The 15588-nt window shown below is 71.4% G+C and carries 13 protein-coding genes and 1 pseudogene; 8 read left to right on the top strand and 6 right to left on the bottom strand.

Annotation, left to right across the window (positions count from 1 at the left end; all coding sequences use genetic code 11):
* The first annotated feature begins 110 nt into the window (after nt 1-110).
* Nucleotides 111-947 carry a hypothetical protein gene (locus BJF79_RS53675; protein WP_143220135.1) on the top strand — a complete coding sequence of 279 codons (837 nt, stop codon included), beginning with the start codon at nt 111-113 and terminating at the stop codon, nt 945-947.
* Between the two features lie 130 nt (nt 948-1077).
* Here the strand turns inward: BJF79_RS53675 and BJF79_RS24395 are convergent, their stop codons facing one another.
* Nucleotides 1078-2958, bottom strand: coding sequence for a HEAT repeat domain-containing protein (locus BJF79_RS24395; RefSeq protein WP_075900756.1), 1881 nt, complete (start codon nt 2956-2958; stop codon nt 1078-1080).
* The gene (locus BJF79_RS24390) at nt 2939-4144 is read right to left on the bottom strand and encodes a low temperature requirement protein A (protein WP_262402505.1); all 1206 of its coding nucleotides are present in this window, start codon (nt 4142-4144) and stop codon (nt 2939-2941) included. The genes BJF79_RS24395 and BJF79_RS24390 overlap by 20 nt, the downstream gene beginning before the upstream one ends.
* 102 nt (nt 4145-4246) lie before the next feature.
* On the opposite strand from BJF79_RS24390, the gene BJF79_RS24385 reads away from it, so the two are divergent.
* Nucleotides 4247-4720, top strand: coding sequence for a nuclear transport factor 2 family protein (locus BJF79_RS24385; RefSeq protein WP_075900959.1), 474 nt, complete (start codon nt 4247-4249; stop codon nt 4718-4720).
* A gap of 124 nt (nt 4721-4844) precedes the next feature.
* The gene (locus BJF79_RS24380; protein WP_262402504.1) at nt 4845-6170 is read left to right on the top strand and encodes a hypothetical protein; all 1326 of its coding nucleotides are present in this window, start codon (nt 4845-4847) and stop codon (nt 6168-6170) included.
* On the opposite strand, the pseudogene BJF79_RS24375 reads toward BJF79_RS24380, so the two are convergent.
* Nucleotides 6107-7300: pseudogene (locus BJF79_RS24375) on the bottom strand (RNA-guided endonuclease InsQ/TnpB family protein); the annotation flags it as partial. The gene BJF79_RS24380 and the pseudogene BJF79_RS24375 overlap by 64 nt on opposite strands.
* 140 nt (nt 7301-7440) lie before the next feature.
* On the opposite strand from BJF79_RS24375, the gene BJF79_RS24370 reads away from it, so the two are divergent.
* Both BJF79_RS24370 and BJF79_RS24365 read left to right on the top strand, forming a co-directional pair.
* Nucleotides 7441-8244, top strand: coding sequence for an SDR family oxidoreductase (locus BJF79_RS24370; protein WP_075900754.1), 804 nt, complete (start codon nt 7441-7443; stop codon nt 8242-8244).
* A gap of 11 nt (nt 8245-8255) precedes the next feature.
* Nucleotides 8256-9401 carry a sulfotransferase family protein gene (locus BJF79_RS24365; protein ID WP_187357051.1) on the top strand — a complete coding sequence of 382 codons (1146 nt, stop codon included), beginning with the start codon at nt 8256-8258 and terminating at the stop codon, nt 9399-9401.
* A 9-nt stretch (nt 9402-9410) separates the two neighbouring features.
* On the opposite strand, the gene BJF79_RS24360 is transcribed toward BJF79_RS24365, so the two are convergent.
* Genes BJF79_RS24360 through BJF79_RS24350 form a run of 3 tightly spaced genes read right to left on the bottom strand, consistent with a single transcriptional unit; the run spans nt 9411 to nt 12401 of the window.
* Nucleotides 9411-9818 (bottom strand): organic hydroperoxide resistance protein, encoded by a 408-nt coding sequence (locus tag BJF79_RS24360; RefSeq protein WP_075900750.1) that lies wholly within the window; start codon nt 9816-9818, stop codon nt 9411-9413.
* A 57-nt stretch (nt 9819-9875) separates the two neighbouring features.
* Nucleotides 9876-10655: an IclR family transcriptional regulator gene (locus BJF79_RS24355; RefSeq protein WP_075900748.1), complete on the bottom strand. Its 780-nt coding sequence runs from the start codon at nt 10653-10655 to the stop codon at nt 9876-9878.
* Between the two features lie 42 nt (nt 10656-10697).
* Entirely contained in the window at nt 10698-12401 is a 1704-nt protein-coding gene (locus BJF79_RS24350; protein WP_075900746.1) for an FAD-binding protein, read from the bottom strand.
* Nucleotides 12402-12619: 218 nt separating this feature from the next.
* Here BJF79_RS24350 and BJF79_RS24345 point away from each other — a divergent pair, with 218 nt between their 5' ends.
* The 3 genes from BJF79_RS24345 to BJF79_RS24335 are packed head-to-tail and all read left to right on the top strand — an operon-like array spanning nt 12620 to nt 15422.
* Nucleotides 12620-13489, top strand: coding sequence for an oxaloacetate decarboxylase (locus tag BJF79_RS24345; RefSeq protein ID WP_075900744.1), 870 nt, complete (start codon nt 12620-12622; stop codon nt 13487-13489).
* Between the two features lie 17 nt (nt 13490-13506).
* Nucleotides 13507-14883 carry a 3-isopropylmalate dehydratase large subunit gene (locus BJF79_RS24340; protein ID WP_187357050.1) on the top strand — a complete coding sequence of 459 codons (1377 nt, stop codon included), beginning with the start codon at nt 13507-13509 and terminating at the stop codon, nt 14881-14883.
* Nucleotides 14880-15422 (top strand): 3-isopropylmalate dehydratase, encoded by a 543-nt coding sequence (locus BJF79_RS24335; protein ID WP_075900742.1) that lies wholly within the window; start codon nt 14880-14882, stop codon nt 15420-15422. The genes BJF79_RS24340 and BJF79_RS24335 overlap by 4 nt, the downstream gene beginning before the upstream one ends.
* Nucleotides 15423-15588: the final 166 nt, after the last annotated feature.

The following is a 15588-nucleotide window of genomic DNA, read 5'->3' as shown; positions in this document are numbered from 1 at the left end:
GACAATGGGGCATGAAGTGCGCCCGGCGGCTGGACGGATCGGGCATTCCGGGCTATTCTCCCTTCAGTCCGTCGACTCCTCGGGCCCTGAGACAGGAGTGCGCCTTCGGTATGGAAGAGCAGCTGCCCGCCAGTTCGATACCTTCTGAGCAGACCCTCGTGGTCAAGACGCTGGTCAGGCAATCAGGCCTCGCTGGGAAACTCATCGCTGAGGCCAGTGAGTCCACAGCAAGGGTGTATAGGGTATTGAGTCCCAGCCTGCCTGCCCGCCTGGCAGCTCCCACCATCAGCCGCATGATGAACGGTACTGGCCTGAAGAAGTTGAAGAGGTGCAACCTTCTTCTGCTTCATCTGACTATTCACTGCCTCCTGGCCCGGGAGGCCGGGGCAGGTTCGCCGTCGCAGAGTGCAGTTGAGGCGGCGAGCGAGTTCGCTGACGCTGTTCTGCTTGCGGGCGGCGGGTCTCTGGACCCTAGCGGCGGTAGTCTCTACGATCCGAATAACCCGCGCCATGCTCGAGCGGGCGACAATTTCGGTGACTATGCAATCAACTTGATTGAACGTGCAGTTTCAAATGGCGATGCCTCGTCGTTCCGGAAGCTTGCTGTCCTCCAGCGGCTTTCGGGGGACGCCGATGACGCCCGCTACTGGAACAACCGTGCAGCCAGTGCGGCCTCGGTGCCACCAGAAGTCTTGGACTTCAGTGTTGCCGCACAAGAAGCCTTCGCTGCAGGCCGATGGTACGTCTACAATGAGAAACGAGAAGTCGCCGAAGTCTATCTTGCGCTCGCAGCCCATGCAGGTCACGCGGATGCTGCTTTCCTGTTGGGTGACATACTGGAGGCGCTGCTCCGAGAGGATGAGGCTCAACGCTGGTTTTCCGTGGCGCGGAGTAACGGCCATAGCGGGGCCGGCAAGCGGGTCTCCGCTGTACAGGAAAGCAAGTAAAGACCTTACGGTGAAGGGTCATCGAGACACCTTTTCCGGGACGTACGTGGGCGGTGCGGCGGCGGAAGGCGTCGCGGTCGCAAGATTGGGTGCTTAAGCCTCACCGATATCGGGAGGCCGCGGACGTCTGCTAGTGCGTGATGATTTGGGTTAGGGCTTCGATGGCTATCGCCTGGTAGGTGCGGTCGGTGGTTAGGAGGTTGGTGGAGGGGCCGGTGGCTTGGACTTTGGGGCTTTCGGCTATCTCGCGGATGGTGGGGATGGCTGGGGCGGCGGCGGGTGAGCCGATGGTGGATAGGCGGCGGATGGCGAGTATTCCGCTTGGGGTCGGGGCAGCAGCGTCCAGTAGGTGGGGGAGGTAGCGGTCGGTGTCGTTGGTCGCCCGGTGGAGGACGGCGGCGGCGGATGCTGGGTCGTGCAGAAGGGGGACGGCTGGGGCTGCGGCTTCGGCGAGGGCGAAGAGGTGTTCGGTGGACTCGTCGTCTAGGCCGCGGCGGAGGGTGGGGGTTAGGAAGCGGAGGGGGGTGGTTGCGTCGTTGGTTATGTGCCAGATTGCCCAGGCGGCGTTTTCGCTGGTCACGCGGCCGTGTTTGCGGCCCAGGTAGCGGCGCAGGATGGGGACGGCTTCGGTTGCGGCGGGGCCGAGTGCGGCGAGTGTGCGGGCGGCGGCGGGGACGGCTTTGCGGCGTTCGAGCAGGGAGATGATCTCCGGGAGGAGGGGGAGAGCTAGGTCGCCCCAGGAGGCGAGGCCGTCCAAGACGCAGGAGAGAAGGTTCCCGGTTAGGGCGGTGCCCTTCTTCGGGTTATGCAGGAACTCGCGGACGTCCGGGAGGAGGGCGTCGGCGTGGTCGCGGAGTCCGGCGATGGCGGGTGCGGGGGAGAAGGATCGCCGGAGTTCGGCCAGCTCGGCGGCCAGGGCGGGGACGGCTCGGGCGTCGCCCGCGCGGGCGAGTGCTTCGAGCGCGCTGCCCGCGACGAGGTCGTGCGGATGGTCGAGGAGGGGCGGGATGGCGTCGGTGATGAGGGCGATGTCCGGGCCGCCTTGCTTGATCTCCCAGGCGGCGTCTGCGGCGGCTTCGGTGGTGAGCAGGGCAGCGAGGGACGGGAGGAGGGCGGCGGGGGCGGCTCGCCAGGTGCGCATGATGTGGCCGGCGCGGGCGACGGTCGCCGGGGTGGGGATGGCCAAGGCGGTGCGGGCCAGCTGAATTTGGGGGGCTGGATGGTCGTCCAGTGCGGCAGTTAGGAAGGCTTGGCGGCCGCCGTCCAGTACCCAGAGTTGGTCGTCGAGGGTGGAGACCGGGGCTTGGATCTCGTCGGCGAGGGCTTGCAGGAGGGTGTCGTCCAGGTCGTCCGCGCCGCACCAGAGGAGGGCGGTCGCGGCGGCGGCCCGTACCTCGCGGCGTGCGTCTTGGGTGCGTGCGGTCAGCCAGGCGAGGGGAGGGGCGGTGCGGTCGAAGGAGACGTCGCCGATGGCCAGGACGATGCTCGCGGCGACGCCCGGGTGGTTCTCCGCGGTGTACTTCTCGCGCAGGAGCGGTATCGGGTCGTGGTCGGGGAAGTCCGCCAGGACGAACGGGGCGGCGGCTCGGACGTCCGTGTCCTCGTCGTCGAGGAGTGCGGTCAGCGTGGGGAGGCCGGTTTCGACGGCGGTGCGTGCTTCGTGCGCCCAGCGGACTAGGTCGGTGTGGACGCCCTCGGGGTATTCGTCCTCGTGGTGTTCTTCGATGTCGGGGAGGGCGCGGGCGATGTCGGAGAGCAGTTCGAGGATCCGAGGGCGGTGGTGGACGCGCGGGTCGGACGCGAGGTCGTAGAGGATCGGGACGGCGGGGGCCGTCGCGGAGTACACGGTGCCCTGGTGGCAGATGCTGCCGAACAGGTCGTCCAGTGCGCGGGCCGCTGTGGCGGGGGAGGGCGACGCGACTCGTTCCAGGGTGGCGTGCAGCGCGGTGGCGGTGCCGTAGGCGTGGACGAGGTCGCCCCACGGGGCGACGTCATCGAATCGGTCGCTCACCCGAGGGGATGGTAGATGAGCGGTGTTCGGCCGCGATGCACAGGGTGACGACGACCGCGGCCGTCAGGCCCATCCCGAGGACGGCGCCGCCGAGCCCGGCCTCCGGGGCGGCGAACCCGAGCGCGACGACGGCGGCGGCGCCGAGGCCGACGAGCACGTGGTGGACGACCGCGCCCGCGCCCGCGAGGCGCTGCAGCGGCAGCAGGACCAGCAGGAAGACCGCCACCGGGACGGCGACGGCCAGCGCGGCGGCCCGCTCGGACACGTGCGCGTGATGCTCGGTGACGTCCAGCGCCGCCTCCAGGCCCGCGCCGATCGCGGCGATCGACGCGAACACCAGGTAGTGCCCGTAGCCCCACATCAGCGCGACGCGCAGCGACGGCAGGCGCTCCCCGGCGCCGCTGAAGTAGAGCCACCACAGCGCGAACACCAGCAGCAGCCCGCCGACCGCGATCAGCACGACCGGCGCGGAGAAGCCGTGCTCGGACGACACGGCCCGCACGCCGGTGAGCGTCGCGAGGATGACCTCGCCGAGCACGATGATCGTGAACAGGCCGTACCGTTCGGCGATGTGCCCGGGATGCCAGCTCGTCATCCGGCCGCGGCCCTCCGCCCACAGCGGCACGGCCAGCTCCGCGACGACCAGCGCCGCGAAGCCGATCATGGCGAGGTCGTCCGGCAGCCACAGCCGCCCGACCCACCCGGCCTGGACGAGCGCGACCCCGGCCGCGTAGCGGAGCGTGGCGGAACGGCCGGCCGGGTGCTCGGCGGCCGCGCGCAGCCACTGGCAGACGAGCGCGACCCGCATGACGACGTAGCCGATCGTCACGAGGGCGAAGTCGTAGTCGGTGAGGGCGTCCTCGACTCCGGCGGCGAGGACGAGGACGCCGCCCATCTGCAGCAGGGTCAGCGCGCGGTACAGGGCGTCGTCGGTGTCGTAGGCGGAGGCGAACCAGGTGAAGTTCATCCACGCCCACCAGATCGCGAAGAACACCGCGACGTAGCCGCCGAGCCCCGACCCGAGGTGCCCCTCGGCCAGCTCGTGGTGGAGCCCGGCGGCGGCCTGCGCGACCGCGACCACGAACGTCAGGTCGAACAGCAGCTCCAGCGGCGTCGCCGTCCGATGTTCCTCGCCGGGGTCGCGCGCCCGCATGGCCCGCCGCAGCGCACCGCTCTCCCCGCTCACCGACACCTCCCTCGCATGGTGTGTTTCATTGATCACTATAAGCGACCAATAAGAGTAGAACTTGTTATTGCTTCCTTGGCGCGCGGCGAGCAGGCTGTGCACATGGATTTGGTCGCACTGGAAGAGATCCGCCGGTTGAAGCACCGCTACCTGCGCTGCGTCGACCTCAAGCTGTGGGACGAGTTCGCCGAGGTCTTCACCGACGACGCCGTCGCCGAGTACGACACCCCGGTGATCGGCCGCACGCTGCGGCTGGACGGGCGGGACGCCATCGTCGCCTACATGCGCAAGAACCTCGGACCCGGGAGCATCACGACGCACACCGCCGGGCAGTCCGAGATCGACATCGACGGCGACCGGGCCACGGGGGTGTGGTCGCTGGACGACTCCATCATCATCCCCGAGGCGCGGCTGCTCATCCGGGGCGCCGCGCACTACACCGACTCCTACGTGCGCGGGAGCGACGGCCGGTGGCGGGTCGAGCGCACCGGGCACCGGCGCACGTACGAGTACACGGTGTCGCTGGACGACGTCCCGAGCCTGAAGTTCACCACCCCCCTGCCGGGCGCCGGCTGACGGCCGCGCCCGCGGGGCGCCGCCCGACCCGTTGACCCTCTGTAGAACGCGTTCTAGTATCCGGCTCACGGAGCGACGAACCGCCGTGCGCCGGCGCGCCCGTGCCGCCAACCCGAGGAGCCCGGTGACCACCGAACAGACCCCGCCCGTTTCCGCCGACGCCGACCCCGACACCGCCGCGACGCGCGACTTCGCGGCGGCGGTCGCCGAGGCGGAGCGGCTGATCCGCACCGCACCGCACGTCCGGACCGAGCAGGACCTCGCCGAGGGGCTGGACTACCTCGCGGGCAGCATCAAGGCGTCGCTGCACATGGTGGGCGCCTTCCAGCGCGACCACCCGTTCTTCGCCGCGTCGACCGGCCCGTACTCCAAGCTGGGCCTGGACAACCCCGACACGCTCTACTTCCACGCCTACATCCGCGACGACGCCGAGTACGTCGTCACCGGGCGCCGCGGCACCACCGCCGACCTGAGCTTCCAGGTGATGAACGGCGACTACTCGCCGACCGCGTCGCCCGACAGCCTCACCGCGTTCGACGACCGCGAGCTCGACATCGGCCCGGACGGCGAGTTCCGCGTGACGTTCGGGCCGCCCCGCGCGGACGCGGGCCCCGGCTACGTCGCGCTCGCGCCCGGTTCGGCGATGCTGATCGTCCGCGAGGTGTTCAGCGACTGGGCGAACGAGCGGCCGGGCGAGATCCGGATCCACCGGGCGGACACGCTCGGCACGTCCCCGCCGCCGCTGACGGCCGCCGCGATGGCCAAGCGGTTCCACATGGCGGGACGGATGCTGGTGTCCCGGATCCGCACCTTCCTCGCCTTCCCCGAGTGGCACTACCTGCGGCTTCCCGTCAACACGCTGACCGAGCCGCGCAGCACGCCCGGCGGGCTCACCACCCAGTTCTCGTCCGTCGGGCACTACGACCTCGCCGACGACGAGGTCATGGTGATCACCGTTCCGGCCGTCGAGAAGGGCACGGCGACCTACTTCGGATTCCAGCTCGGCAGCATGTGGTACGTGTCGCTGGACTACATCAACCACCAGACCAGCCTCACCCAGCACCAGGCCCGCATCGACGTCGACGGCAAGATCCGGTACGTCGTCGGCGAGCGGGACCCCGGCCTGGCGAACTGGATCGAGTGCACCGGCCACCGGCGCGGCTACCTGCAGTTCCGCTGGCAGGGACTCACCCGCGACCTCGCCCCGGACGACGGCCCGACCGTCGAGGTGATGCCGTTCGACGAACTGCCGACCGGCTGCCGCACCACGAACACCAGACGGTCGACGCGGACGAGTGGCGCGCCCGGATCGAGGCCCGTCAGGTCGCCGTCGCCCGCCGGATGCTCGGTTGACCTCCTCCCCCCGTCTAAAGGCGGGGGGAGTCCACGGGTCGCCCCGTGGGTTTCCTGCTTCGTCGCCGACCGCCCCGTCCGGGAGGACTCCCGTTGAGGTCTCACACCGGCTCCACAGGCAGACACCGCCAGCCCGGCGGCCACAATGTTGCGTGCGGCGTTGACGTCCCGGTCGTGCCGGGCACCGCAACCGCCGCATGCCCACTCCCTCACGCCCAAAGGCATCTTCTCGGCAATGGTTCCGCACTGCGAGCACGTCTTGCTGGAGGGGAACCACCGGTCGATCACCACGAGTTCGCGGCCGTACCAGTCGGCTTTGTACTCCAGCATCGCCCGCAACTCTCGCCACGCCGCGTCCGAGATCGCACGCGCGAGCGAGTGGTTCTTGACCATGTTGCGGACGTTGAGGTCCTCGATCACGACCACTTGGTTCTCGTGGACGAGCCGAGTCGACAGCTTGTGCAGGAAGTCCCGCCTGCGGTCGGTGATGCGGGCGTGGACCCGGGCGACCTTGATCCGGGCCTTCTCCCGGTTGGCCGACCCCTTCTGTTTCCGGGCCAGGTTCTTCTGCGCTCTGGCGAGGCGTTCGCGGTCGCGGCGCTCGTGCCGGGGGTTGGCGACCTTCTCCCCGGTCGACAACGTGACCAGCGAGGTGACCCCGGCGTCGAGGCCGATGGCCTTGTCCGACGGGTCCAGCCGGGTGATCGTGTCTTCGCACAGGATGGACACGAACCACCGCCCGGCCGCGTCCCGCGACACCGTTACCGTGGATGGCTCGGCGCCCTCCGGCAGCGGACGCGACCACACGATCGCCAGCGGGCCGTCCATCTTCGCGAGCGTGAGTTCCCCGTCGCGCCACTTGAACGCGCTGCGGGTGTACTCGGCCGACGCCTTGGACTTCTTGCGCGCTTTGAAACGTGGGTACTTCGCGCGCTTGTCGAAGAACGCGGCGAACGCGGCCTGCAGGTGTCGCAGCGCCTGCTGCAGCGGCACGCTGGACACCTCGTTCAGGAACGCCAGCTCGTCGGTCTTCTTCCACGCCGTAAGCGCCGCCGAGGTATCGACGTAGGTCATGCGGCGCTGCTCGGTGTACCAGGCGCGGGTGCGTTCCTCCAGCGCCCGGTTGTAGACCAGGCGCGCGCACCCGAACGTGCGGGCGAGCTCGGCCGCCTGCTCGTCGGTGGGGTGGAAGCGGTGTTTGAACGCCCGTTTCACGGTGCGCGCCATACTCACACAATACAACACGATCAGTTAAGTCTGGTGAGCGGCGGTTCGCCTGTAGGTGAATCGCCTGTTCCTAACCCTGCTCTGCAGGCGGTTGGTTTCCTTCCCGGCCTGATGGCCGGGGTATCCACGAAGGAGTTCTGATGACCGACACGGACCCGCTGTTCGCGGCGCCGCTCGCCGACCGGGTCGTCGTCGTGTCCGGTGTCGGCCCCGGCCTGGGCCGCGCCCTCGCGCTGCGCTGCGCGGCGGCGGGCGCCGACCTGGTGCTCGCCGCGCGCGACGAGAACCGGCTCGCCGAGGTCGCCGCGGAGGTCGAGAAACTCGGCCGCCGCGCCGTCGCCGTCCCGACCGACATCCGCGACGAGACGGCGTGCGTCCGCCTCGCCGACACCGCCGTCGAGACGTTCGGACGGGTCGACGGCCTGGTCAACAACGCGTTCAAGCAACCGCCGCTGGAGGACCTCGCGACGGTCGACCTGGACGCCGTCCGCGCGGGCTTCGAGACGAACGTGCTGGCCGCGCTGCACCTCACGCGGCTGCTGACGCCCGCGCTCGCCGACCGCGACGGCTCCGTCGTGATGATCAACTCGGCGGTGCTGCGGCACTCCCGCCGCACCTTCGGCGCGTACAAGATGGCGAAGACGGCGCTGCTGTCGATGGCGCAGAGCCTCGCGACGGAACTCGGGCCGCAGGGCGTCCGCGTGAACACCGTCGCGCCCGGCTACATCTGGGCGCCCAACCTCAAGTGGTACTTCAAGCAGCTCGCCAGGGAACGGGACGTCCGCACGCGCGTCATCTACGAGGAGGCGGCAGCGACCACCGACCTGCGCAGACTCCCCGAACCCGACGAGATCGCCGACACCGTCATGTTCCTGCTGTCCCCGCTCGCGCGCGCCGTCACCGGGCAATGCCTGGACGTCAACTGCGGCGAGTGGCACCACTGAGAGGAGCCGTGATGCCCGGACGCGACACCCTCGGCACCGCCGAGGACCTGCACGCCTCCGCCCGCAAGATCACCGGCCTGGACGACTTCGGCGCCGACGACTACTCCGACGGCCTCGAAGTCCTGCTCGACTCGCTCGTCCGGGACGCAGCGCTCACCCCGGCGGGCAACAAGGCGCAGCGCGCGCTTCTGCGCGGCGGCCTCGCCGCCCGGCTGTGGTCCGAGGCGGCGTGGCGGCGGCGGCCCGAACACGCGGACGCGCCACTCGACCGTCCGGTCTTCGTCACCGGACTGCCGCGCACCGGCACGACCGCGCTGCACCGGCTGCTCACCGCCGACCCCGTCCACCAGGGCCTGGAGGTGTGGCTGGCGGAGGTCCCGCAGCCGCGCCCGCCGCGCGACACGTGGGCGGACGACCCGGTCTACCAGGCGATCGACGCGCAGTACCGGCGGCACCACATCGCCAACCCCGAGTTCATGGGGGTGCACTACATCGCGGCCGACACGGTCGAGGAGTGCTGGCAGCTCCTGCGGCAGAGCATGCGGTCGATCTCGTTCGAGAGCCTCGCGCACCTGCCGACCTATTCGTCCTGGCTCGCCGGGCAGGACTGGACGCCCGCGTACCGCAGGCACCGCCGCAACCTGCAGATGATCGGGATGAACGACCCCGGGCGCCGCTGGGTGCTGAAGAACCCGAGCCACCTGTTCGCCCTCGACGCGCTCCTGGAGGTCTACCCGGACGCGCTGATCGTGCAGACGCACCGGGAGCCGCGCACCGCGATGGCGTCCATGTGCAGCCTCGCCGCGCACGTGACCGGCGGCTGGTCGGAGGCGTTCACGGGCGCGACGCTCGGCCGCGACCAGCTCGACCTGTGGGCCCGCGGGCTGGAGGCGTTCCGCGCCGAACGCGCCCGGCACGACCCCGCGCGGTTCGTCGACGTCCACTACGACGACTTCGTCGGCGACCCCATCGGGACGGTCGAGTCGATCTACGCGCGGTTCGGGCTGCCGTTCGGCGACGGCACCCGGACCGCGATGGAGCGCCTGCAGGCCGAGAGCACCGGCGGCGCCGCCCGTCCGTCGCACCGGTACTCCCTCGCGGACTTCGGCCTCGCTCCCGAGGAGGTCGACGAACGCTTCGCGGGACTGACGCCCTGACCCCGTTCGCTACTCGATCACGAGCTGCACCGGGACGTTCCCGCGCGTGGCGTTGGAGTACGGGCAGACCTGGTGCGCGCGTTCGACCAGGTCGCGGCCGTTCTCCAGGTCGTCGGGCAGTTCGACGCGCAGGACGACGGTGAGGGCGAAGCCCTGCTCGGCGTCCCCGCCGAGGCCGACCTCGGCGGTCACCGAGACGTCCCGGACGTCCTGGCGGCTCTTGCGTGCGACGGCGGCGAGGGCGCTGGCGAAGCACGCGGCGTAGCCCGCGGCGAACAGCTGCTCGGGGTTGGTGCCCTCGCCCGTCCCGCCCATCTCGCGCGGCGGGGCGAGGGTCACCGAGAGGCGGCCGTCGGAGCTGACGGCGCGGCCGTCGCGGCCGTTGGCGGTGGCGACTGCGGTGTAGCGGACGTCCATGTGCGTGCTCCTCTGGGTTGAGACGGTGTCCGACACCGTTCGCGGTGTCGGACGGGGTCAGTGGCCTAGGCGGCCGGACAGTTCGCGTGCGGAGGAGGAGACCTCCTCGATGATCTCCAGCAGCCGGCGGCCGCGGAACCCGGCGTTCACGCCGCCGAGGCTGAGCGTGGCGACGACGTCGTCCTGCGCGTCCCGGACCGGGGCGGCGACGGCGCCGACGCCGTACAGGTAGTCCTCCTCGCTGATCGCGTAGCCGTCGCGCAGGACCGCGTCGAGCCGTTCGGTGAGCTCCCGCACGTCGGTCAGCGTGTGCGAGGTGTACTCGTCGAGGTCGGGGCCGAGCCAGCGTTCGCGCAGCTCGGCGGAGTGGGCCAGCAGGACGACCGGCCCGGCGGCGGTGTGGTACGGCAGCACGGTGCCGACGCCGACCGAGTTCACCACGACCGGGTTGTTGCCCTGCGCCCGCTCGACGCAGACGGCCCCCTCCGGGCCGGGGATCATCAGGTAGGCGGTGTCGCCGAACCGGTCGGCGAGGCGGCGCAGGAACGGCTCGGCCTCGTCGCGGAGGCTGAGGTCGGCGAGCGCGACCGCGCCGACCCGGAAGGGCCGCATGGTGAGCCGGTAGGTGCCGCCGTCGCCCCTGGTCAGCCAGCCCGCCTGGATCAGCGTCGCGGCCAGCCGGTGGACCGTGGTCTTGTTCATGCCGGTGGCCGCCGTCATGGCGTTCAGCGTGAGGGCGGGGGTGTCCCGGGTGAAGCACTCCATCAGCCGGCACGCCTTGAGGACCGAGCCGACGATGTTCTTGTTCTCCGGGCCCTCCTGCTCTTCGGCGGTCATGGACGCTCACCCTGTTCCGTAATCCGGTACATGTTCCGGATCCTACCGACCGGTCGGGGCCGGTCCGGTCACGGCGTGCGTCGCCGCCGCGTACGCGTAGGTGTGGTTGCGGGCGTTCGCGAGACCGGTCACGTACCCCTTCAGTTCCCTGGTCGCGGCCGCGTTGCCGGTGGCGTAGAGGCCCGGCACCGCCCGCCCGTCCCGGCGCAGCACCCGCCCGTCTCCGTCGATCGACAGGCCGAGCGTGCCCATCCCGAACCCGACGATCGACAGCGGCAGCGCGTAGAACGGCGGGGACGCGACGGGCCCGAGGTTCGGGTTCGGAACGCGGTCCGGGTCGCCGTAGGCGCGCCGGACGAACGGCAGCGTGCCGCGCCCGAACGCGTCGTCCGTCCCGCGTTCGGCGCCCTCGTTGAAGGCGGCGACGGTCGCGGCGAAGCCGTCGGCGTCGAAGCCCGCCGCCGCGGCCAGTTCGCGCGGCGAATCCGCACGGACGATCGCGTCCGGCCAGGGCTCGCCGGGCCCGTACGGGCCGAGCCGGTAGCGGCGGCGGAACTCCTCGTCGGCGATGAACCAGCACGGATGGTTCGCCCAGCGCTTGCGGCGCCCGTCGTAGCGGCGCAGCGCGCCGATCAGCGCGCCGTAGTAGCTCTCGTCGCCGAACCGCAGCCCGTCCCGGTTGACGATCATCGAGTGCGGCAGCCCGAGGTGCTCCAGCAGCGGGCGGTGCAGCGGCACGTCCCCGGCCCGTCCGGGCTCGGCCGGATGCGTCTCGCCGGGGAAGGGGAAGCCGACGCTGAAGAACGGGTCCGCGCCGCGCACGGTGGCCGCGCCCGCCCGCTGCGCCAGTAGCAGGCCGTCGCCCTCGACCACGGGCGGGGCCGACTCGACCAGCGCCGGGACGTCCTCCAGCTCGGCGGCGTCCGGCGCGCCGCCGTACCCGCCCGCCGCGATCAGCACCCCGCGCCGCGCCCGGACCGTGATCCGCCCGTCCGGCCCCTCCAGGACGGCGCCCGCGACGGCGTCGCCGTCCATCAGCAGCTCGACGGCCCGATGGTGCAGCAGGCAGTCGACACCGCGTTCGGTCAGCGCGGCCCGGACGAACGCGCCCGCGAGGCCGGAGCCGTGCGTGAGCAGATCGCGCTCGGCGCCCTCCCGCCGCAGTTCCGCGAGCCCGGCGCGGTCGCGTGCGCGGGGCGAGTACAGGTCGTTCCGGGGCACGCCCGTCTCGTAGTACGGGCTGGGGCGGAGCAGGTCGCGCCAGCCGCCGAGGGACGCGCCGGGGACGACGCACTCCAGCAGCCGTCCCTCCTCGGTGGAGCCGGGCGCCGGGTGGTAGAGGTCGGGGCAGCCCCGGATCACCTCGAACGGGACGCCCGCGTCGCGGTACCAGCGGGTCGCCTCGATCGCGCGGTTCAGGTAGGCGCGGCGGGCCTCGCGGTCGACCGGGCGGCCCTCGCCCTGGACGTGGTCCAGGTAGGACTCGGTCGCCTGCAGGGAGTCGTCCGCGCCGCCGTCCGGCAGGCCCGACGCCCCGACCCAGACGAAGCCGCCGCTGTAGGCGGCGACGCCGCCGACCATGCCGGACCGCTCCGCGACCAGGACGTCGGCGCCCAGGTCGTGCGCCCGCACGGCGGCGGCGAGCCCGCCGAGCCCGCCGCCGACGCACAGCAGGTCGACGGTGCGGTCGGCGCTGCGGCCGGGGGCGCGGCCGGGGGCCGTCGAGCCGGTTCGGGACGTGTCCATGGAGTCCTCCTGGCCATCGTGCCACGCGGTGTCCCGAAAGGCGTTTCGGATCGCGGACTGGCGTACGGACGGGCCGGATCGCGGCGAACGGTCCGTCCGCAACCCGTTGACCAGCAACTCTTGCAGAAGGATTCGGGAAAGTGAACCCGTTGACATGCGCGGCAGGCAAATCTACTGTCGGTGCGGAATCTATTCCGTAATACGGAAAGGCGCTCCCCATGACAGCAGCCAACCGTCTCCGCGACCTCATGGCCGACGACGTGGTGTACGCCCCGGGCGTCTGGGACGGCCTGACCGCCCGGCTCGCCGAGCAGGCCGGCTTCCCCGCACTGTGCGCGTCCGGTTTCGCGATCTCCGCCGCGCTCGGCCTGCCCGACGCGGAGCTCTACACGATGTCGGAGAACCTCGACGCGGTCCGCCGGATCATGGAGGCGAGCGGCCTGCCGGTCATCGCCGACATCGACACCGGCTACGGCAACGCCGTCAACGCCGCCCGCACCGCGCGCCGGTTCGCCGACGCGGGCGTCGCCGCGGTGTTCATGGAGGACCAGGAGTCGCCCAAGCGCTGCCCCATCTGCGTCGGCGACCCGGTCCCGGTGATCGGCGTCGCGGAGGCGGCGGGCAAGATCCGGGCGGTCCGGGACGCGGTCGGCGACCGGCTCGTCGTGATCGCCCGCACCGACACCACCGGACGGGAGGCGCTGGAGCGCGCGACGGCCTACGCCGCCGCCGGGGCCGAGATGATCATGCCGGTCACCAAGACGTTCGCGTCGGCGGCGGAGTGGCGCGAGTGCCGCGACCGCGTCGGCGTCCCGCTGATGGCCACCCTCACCGCCTCGACCTGGGTGGAGCGCGACCTCACCCCCGACGTGCTGCGCGAGGTCGGGGTCCGGCTGGCGCTGCTGCCCACCCAGATCCTGCTCTCCGCGACCGGCGCCATGCGCGACACGCTGCGGCGGCTGCGGTCCGGCGAGCCGCCCGCGCGGGTCAGCGCGGACGCGCTGCCGCACCACGACTTCGTCGACCTGATCGGTTTCGCCGACGTGGAGAAGGCGCAGGAGACCTACCTGCCCGCCGCCACCGCCTGAGAAGGAGGACTTCGAGGATGACTTCCACCGGCACCGGAGGAGCCGCACCGCCGGACGCGTCCGAAGAGCGGACGATCGCCGACAGGGTTCTCGCGCCGGCCGCGAGGACCGGCGCGTCCCGGGCGTCCGGCGGGCGGACGATCACGGAGAAGATCCTCGCCCGCGCGGGCGGCCTCGACGACGTCCGCGCCGGGCAGAACCACCCGTTCCGTCCGGACCACATGGTCGCCTACGACTTCCCCGGCTACACCGACCTGATGTTCAAGCAGATGCACGACGACTTCGGGATCACCGAGGTCGACGACCCCGAGCGCTACCTCGTCTTCATCGACCACATGCTCTCCAACGGCGACGGCCGCGAGCAGGAGGTCCACGACGTCACCCGCAAGTGGGGCGACTTCTACGGGATCGAGGTGCACGAGGGCCGCGGCATCGGCCACCAGGTGGCGGCCGAGCTCGGCTACGCGCTCCCCGGCAAGTTCCTCATCCACTTCGACGGCCACATCAGCGGCCTCGGCGCGTTCGGCGCGCTCGGCTGGGGTGTGCGCCGCGACCTGCTCGAAGCGTGGGTCAGCGGGCAGATCTTCCTGAACGTGCCCGCCTCCACCCGCTTCCACCTGACCGGGACGTTCGCGCCCGGCGTCGACAACCGCGACCTCATCCACGAGATCATCGCCCGGGTCGGGGCGGACGGCTGCGCGCACCAGGTCATGGAGTTCACCGGCCCCGGGGCCGAGGCGATGAGCATCGGACGCCGCCAGGGGCTGTGCGGCATGGCGATGTTCACGGGGGCCGTCTCGGCCATCTTCGCCCCCGACGACCTCGCGCTCGACTACGCGCGGCGGGTCGCCCGCACCGGGTTCGAGCCGCTCTACAGCGACCCGGACGCCGTGTACGCCGCGACCCACGCGATCGACCTCGACGAGCTGCGGCCGCGGGTCGTCCTGCCGGGGTCGGCGCGCGCCGCGAACACGCTCGGCGTGGACGAGGCCGCCGGGACGCCCATCACGAAGGCGTTCATCGGCTCGTGCGCGAGCGGCCGCATCGAGGACATCCGGGCCGCCGCCGAGATCCTGCGGGGGCGCCGGGTCGCGCCGGGCGTGCAGCTCAACGTCGTCCCGACGTCGCAGGTCATCCACCGGCAGGCCGAGGAGGAAGGCCTGCTGGACGTCCTGCGCGACGCGGGCGCCGACATCGCCATCTCCAGTTGCGACTTCTGCTTCGGCTACGCGAAGCCGCTGCGGGACGGCGAGAACTGCATCTCCACGGGCGTCCTCAACATCTCCGGGCGGATGGGCAGCACCGGCGCCGACATCTACATGGGGTCGGCCTACACGGTCGCGGCCAGCGCCGTCGCCGGGCACATCGCCGACCCGCGGGAGGTCGTGGCATGAGCACCGGCTCCGCCGTTCCGGACGTCCTGCGCGGCCGCGTCGCGTGGATCTTCGGCGACGACTTCGACGTCGACCTGATCATCGGCGTCGAGAACATCAAGTACTACGACCCGGACAAGCTGCGCGCGGTGTGCATGCGCGCCTTCGACCCGGAGTTCGCCGACAAGGTCGAGCCGGGCGACGTGGTGGTCGGCGGGCGCAACTTCGGCTACGGGCACCCGCACTATCCGCCGCTCGTCGCGCTGCGCAACCTGGGGATCAGCGCCGTCCTCGCCGAGTCGTTCTCGCCCGGGTTCTGGCGCGGCGAGACCTACAACGGGATGCCGCTGGTGACCGTGCCGGGCATCGCGGCGGCCGTGCGGCGCTTCGACCCGGTCGAGGTCGACTGGCGGCGCGCGTCCGTCCGGCTCCCGGACGGCACGGAACTGGCCGGCGACCCGCCGAGCGACCGGACGGTGAAGGTGCTCGAAGCCGGGGGCAGCCTGAACCTGCTGCTGCGCGAGCACGCCCGCCGCGCCCCGGCCGGGGCGGAGGGCTGACATGCACGGGGACTACTTCGACACCGCGCACGGCCAGGTGCGGGCGTGGCTCACCGGCGACCGGCCGGGCGTCCTGGTGCTGCCGGGGATCCGCTGGTCGGGCCGTCCGCTGGCCGAGGACATCGTGCTCGAAGCCCCGGGCCGCGCCGTCGCCGTGGCGGACCCG

The sequence above is a fragment of the Actinomadura sp. CNU-125 genome, assembly GCF_001942465.1.
In the GTDB taxonomy this organism is placed as follows: Bacteria; Actinomycetota; Actinomycetes; order Streptosporangiales; family Streptosporangiaceae; genus Spirillospora.
Note: the sequence above shows the minus strand (reverse complement) of the source record. Positions and strands in the feature narration are given on the sequence as shown.

What these genes read in the sequence shown, in the direction of transcription:
- BJF79_RS24345 (WP_075900744.1), top strand. Translation starts at nt 12,620, where the DNA reads ATGACAGCAGCCAACCGTCTCCGCGACCTCATGGCCGACGACGTGGTG.
- BJF79_RS24335 (WP_075900742.1), top strand. Translation starts at nt 14,880, where the DNA reads ATGAGCACCGGCTCCGCCGTTCCGGACGTCCTGCGCGGCCGCGTCGCG.
- BJF79_RS24370 (WP_075900754.1), top strand. Translation starts at nt 7,441, where the DNA reads ATGACCGACACGGACCCGCTGTTCGCGGCGCCGCTCGCCGACCGGGTC.
- BJF79_RS24365 (WP_187357051.1), top strand. Translation starts at nt 8,256, where the DNA reads ATGCCCGGACGCGACACCCTCGGCACCGCCGAGGACCTGCACGCCTCC.
- BJF79_RS24355 (WP_075900748.1), bottom strand. Translation starts at nt 10,655, where the DNA reads ATGACCGCCGAAGAGCAGGAGGGCCCGGAGAACAAGAACATCGTCGGC.
- BJF79_RS24340 (WP_187357050.1), top strand. Translation starts at nt 13,507, where the DNA reads ATGACTTCCACCGGCACCGGAGGAGCCGCACCGCCGGACGCGTCCGAA.
- BJF79_RS53675 (WP_143220135.1), top strand. Translation starts at nt 111, where the DNA reads ATGGAAGAGCAGCTGCCCGCCAGTTCGATACCTTCTGAGCAGACCCTC.
- BJF79_RS24385 (WP_075900959.1), top strand. Translation starts at nt 4,247, where the DNA reads ATGGATTTGGTCGCACTGGAAGAGATCCGCCGGTTGAAGCACCGCTAC.
- BJF79_RS24360 (WP_075900750.1), bottom strand. Translation starts at nt 9,818, where the DNA reads ATGGACGTCCGCTACACCGCAGTCGCCACCGCCAACGGCCGCGACGGC.
- BJF79_RS24350 (WP_075900746.1), bottom strand. Translation starts at nt 12,401, where the DNA reads ATGGACACGTCCCGAACCGGCTCGACGGCCCCCGGCCGCGCCCCCGGC.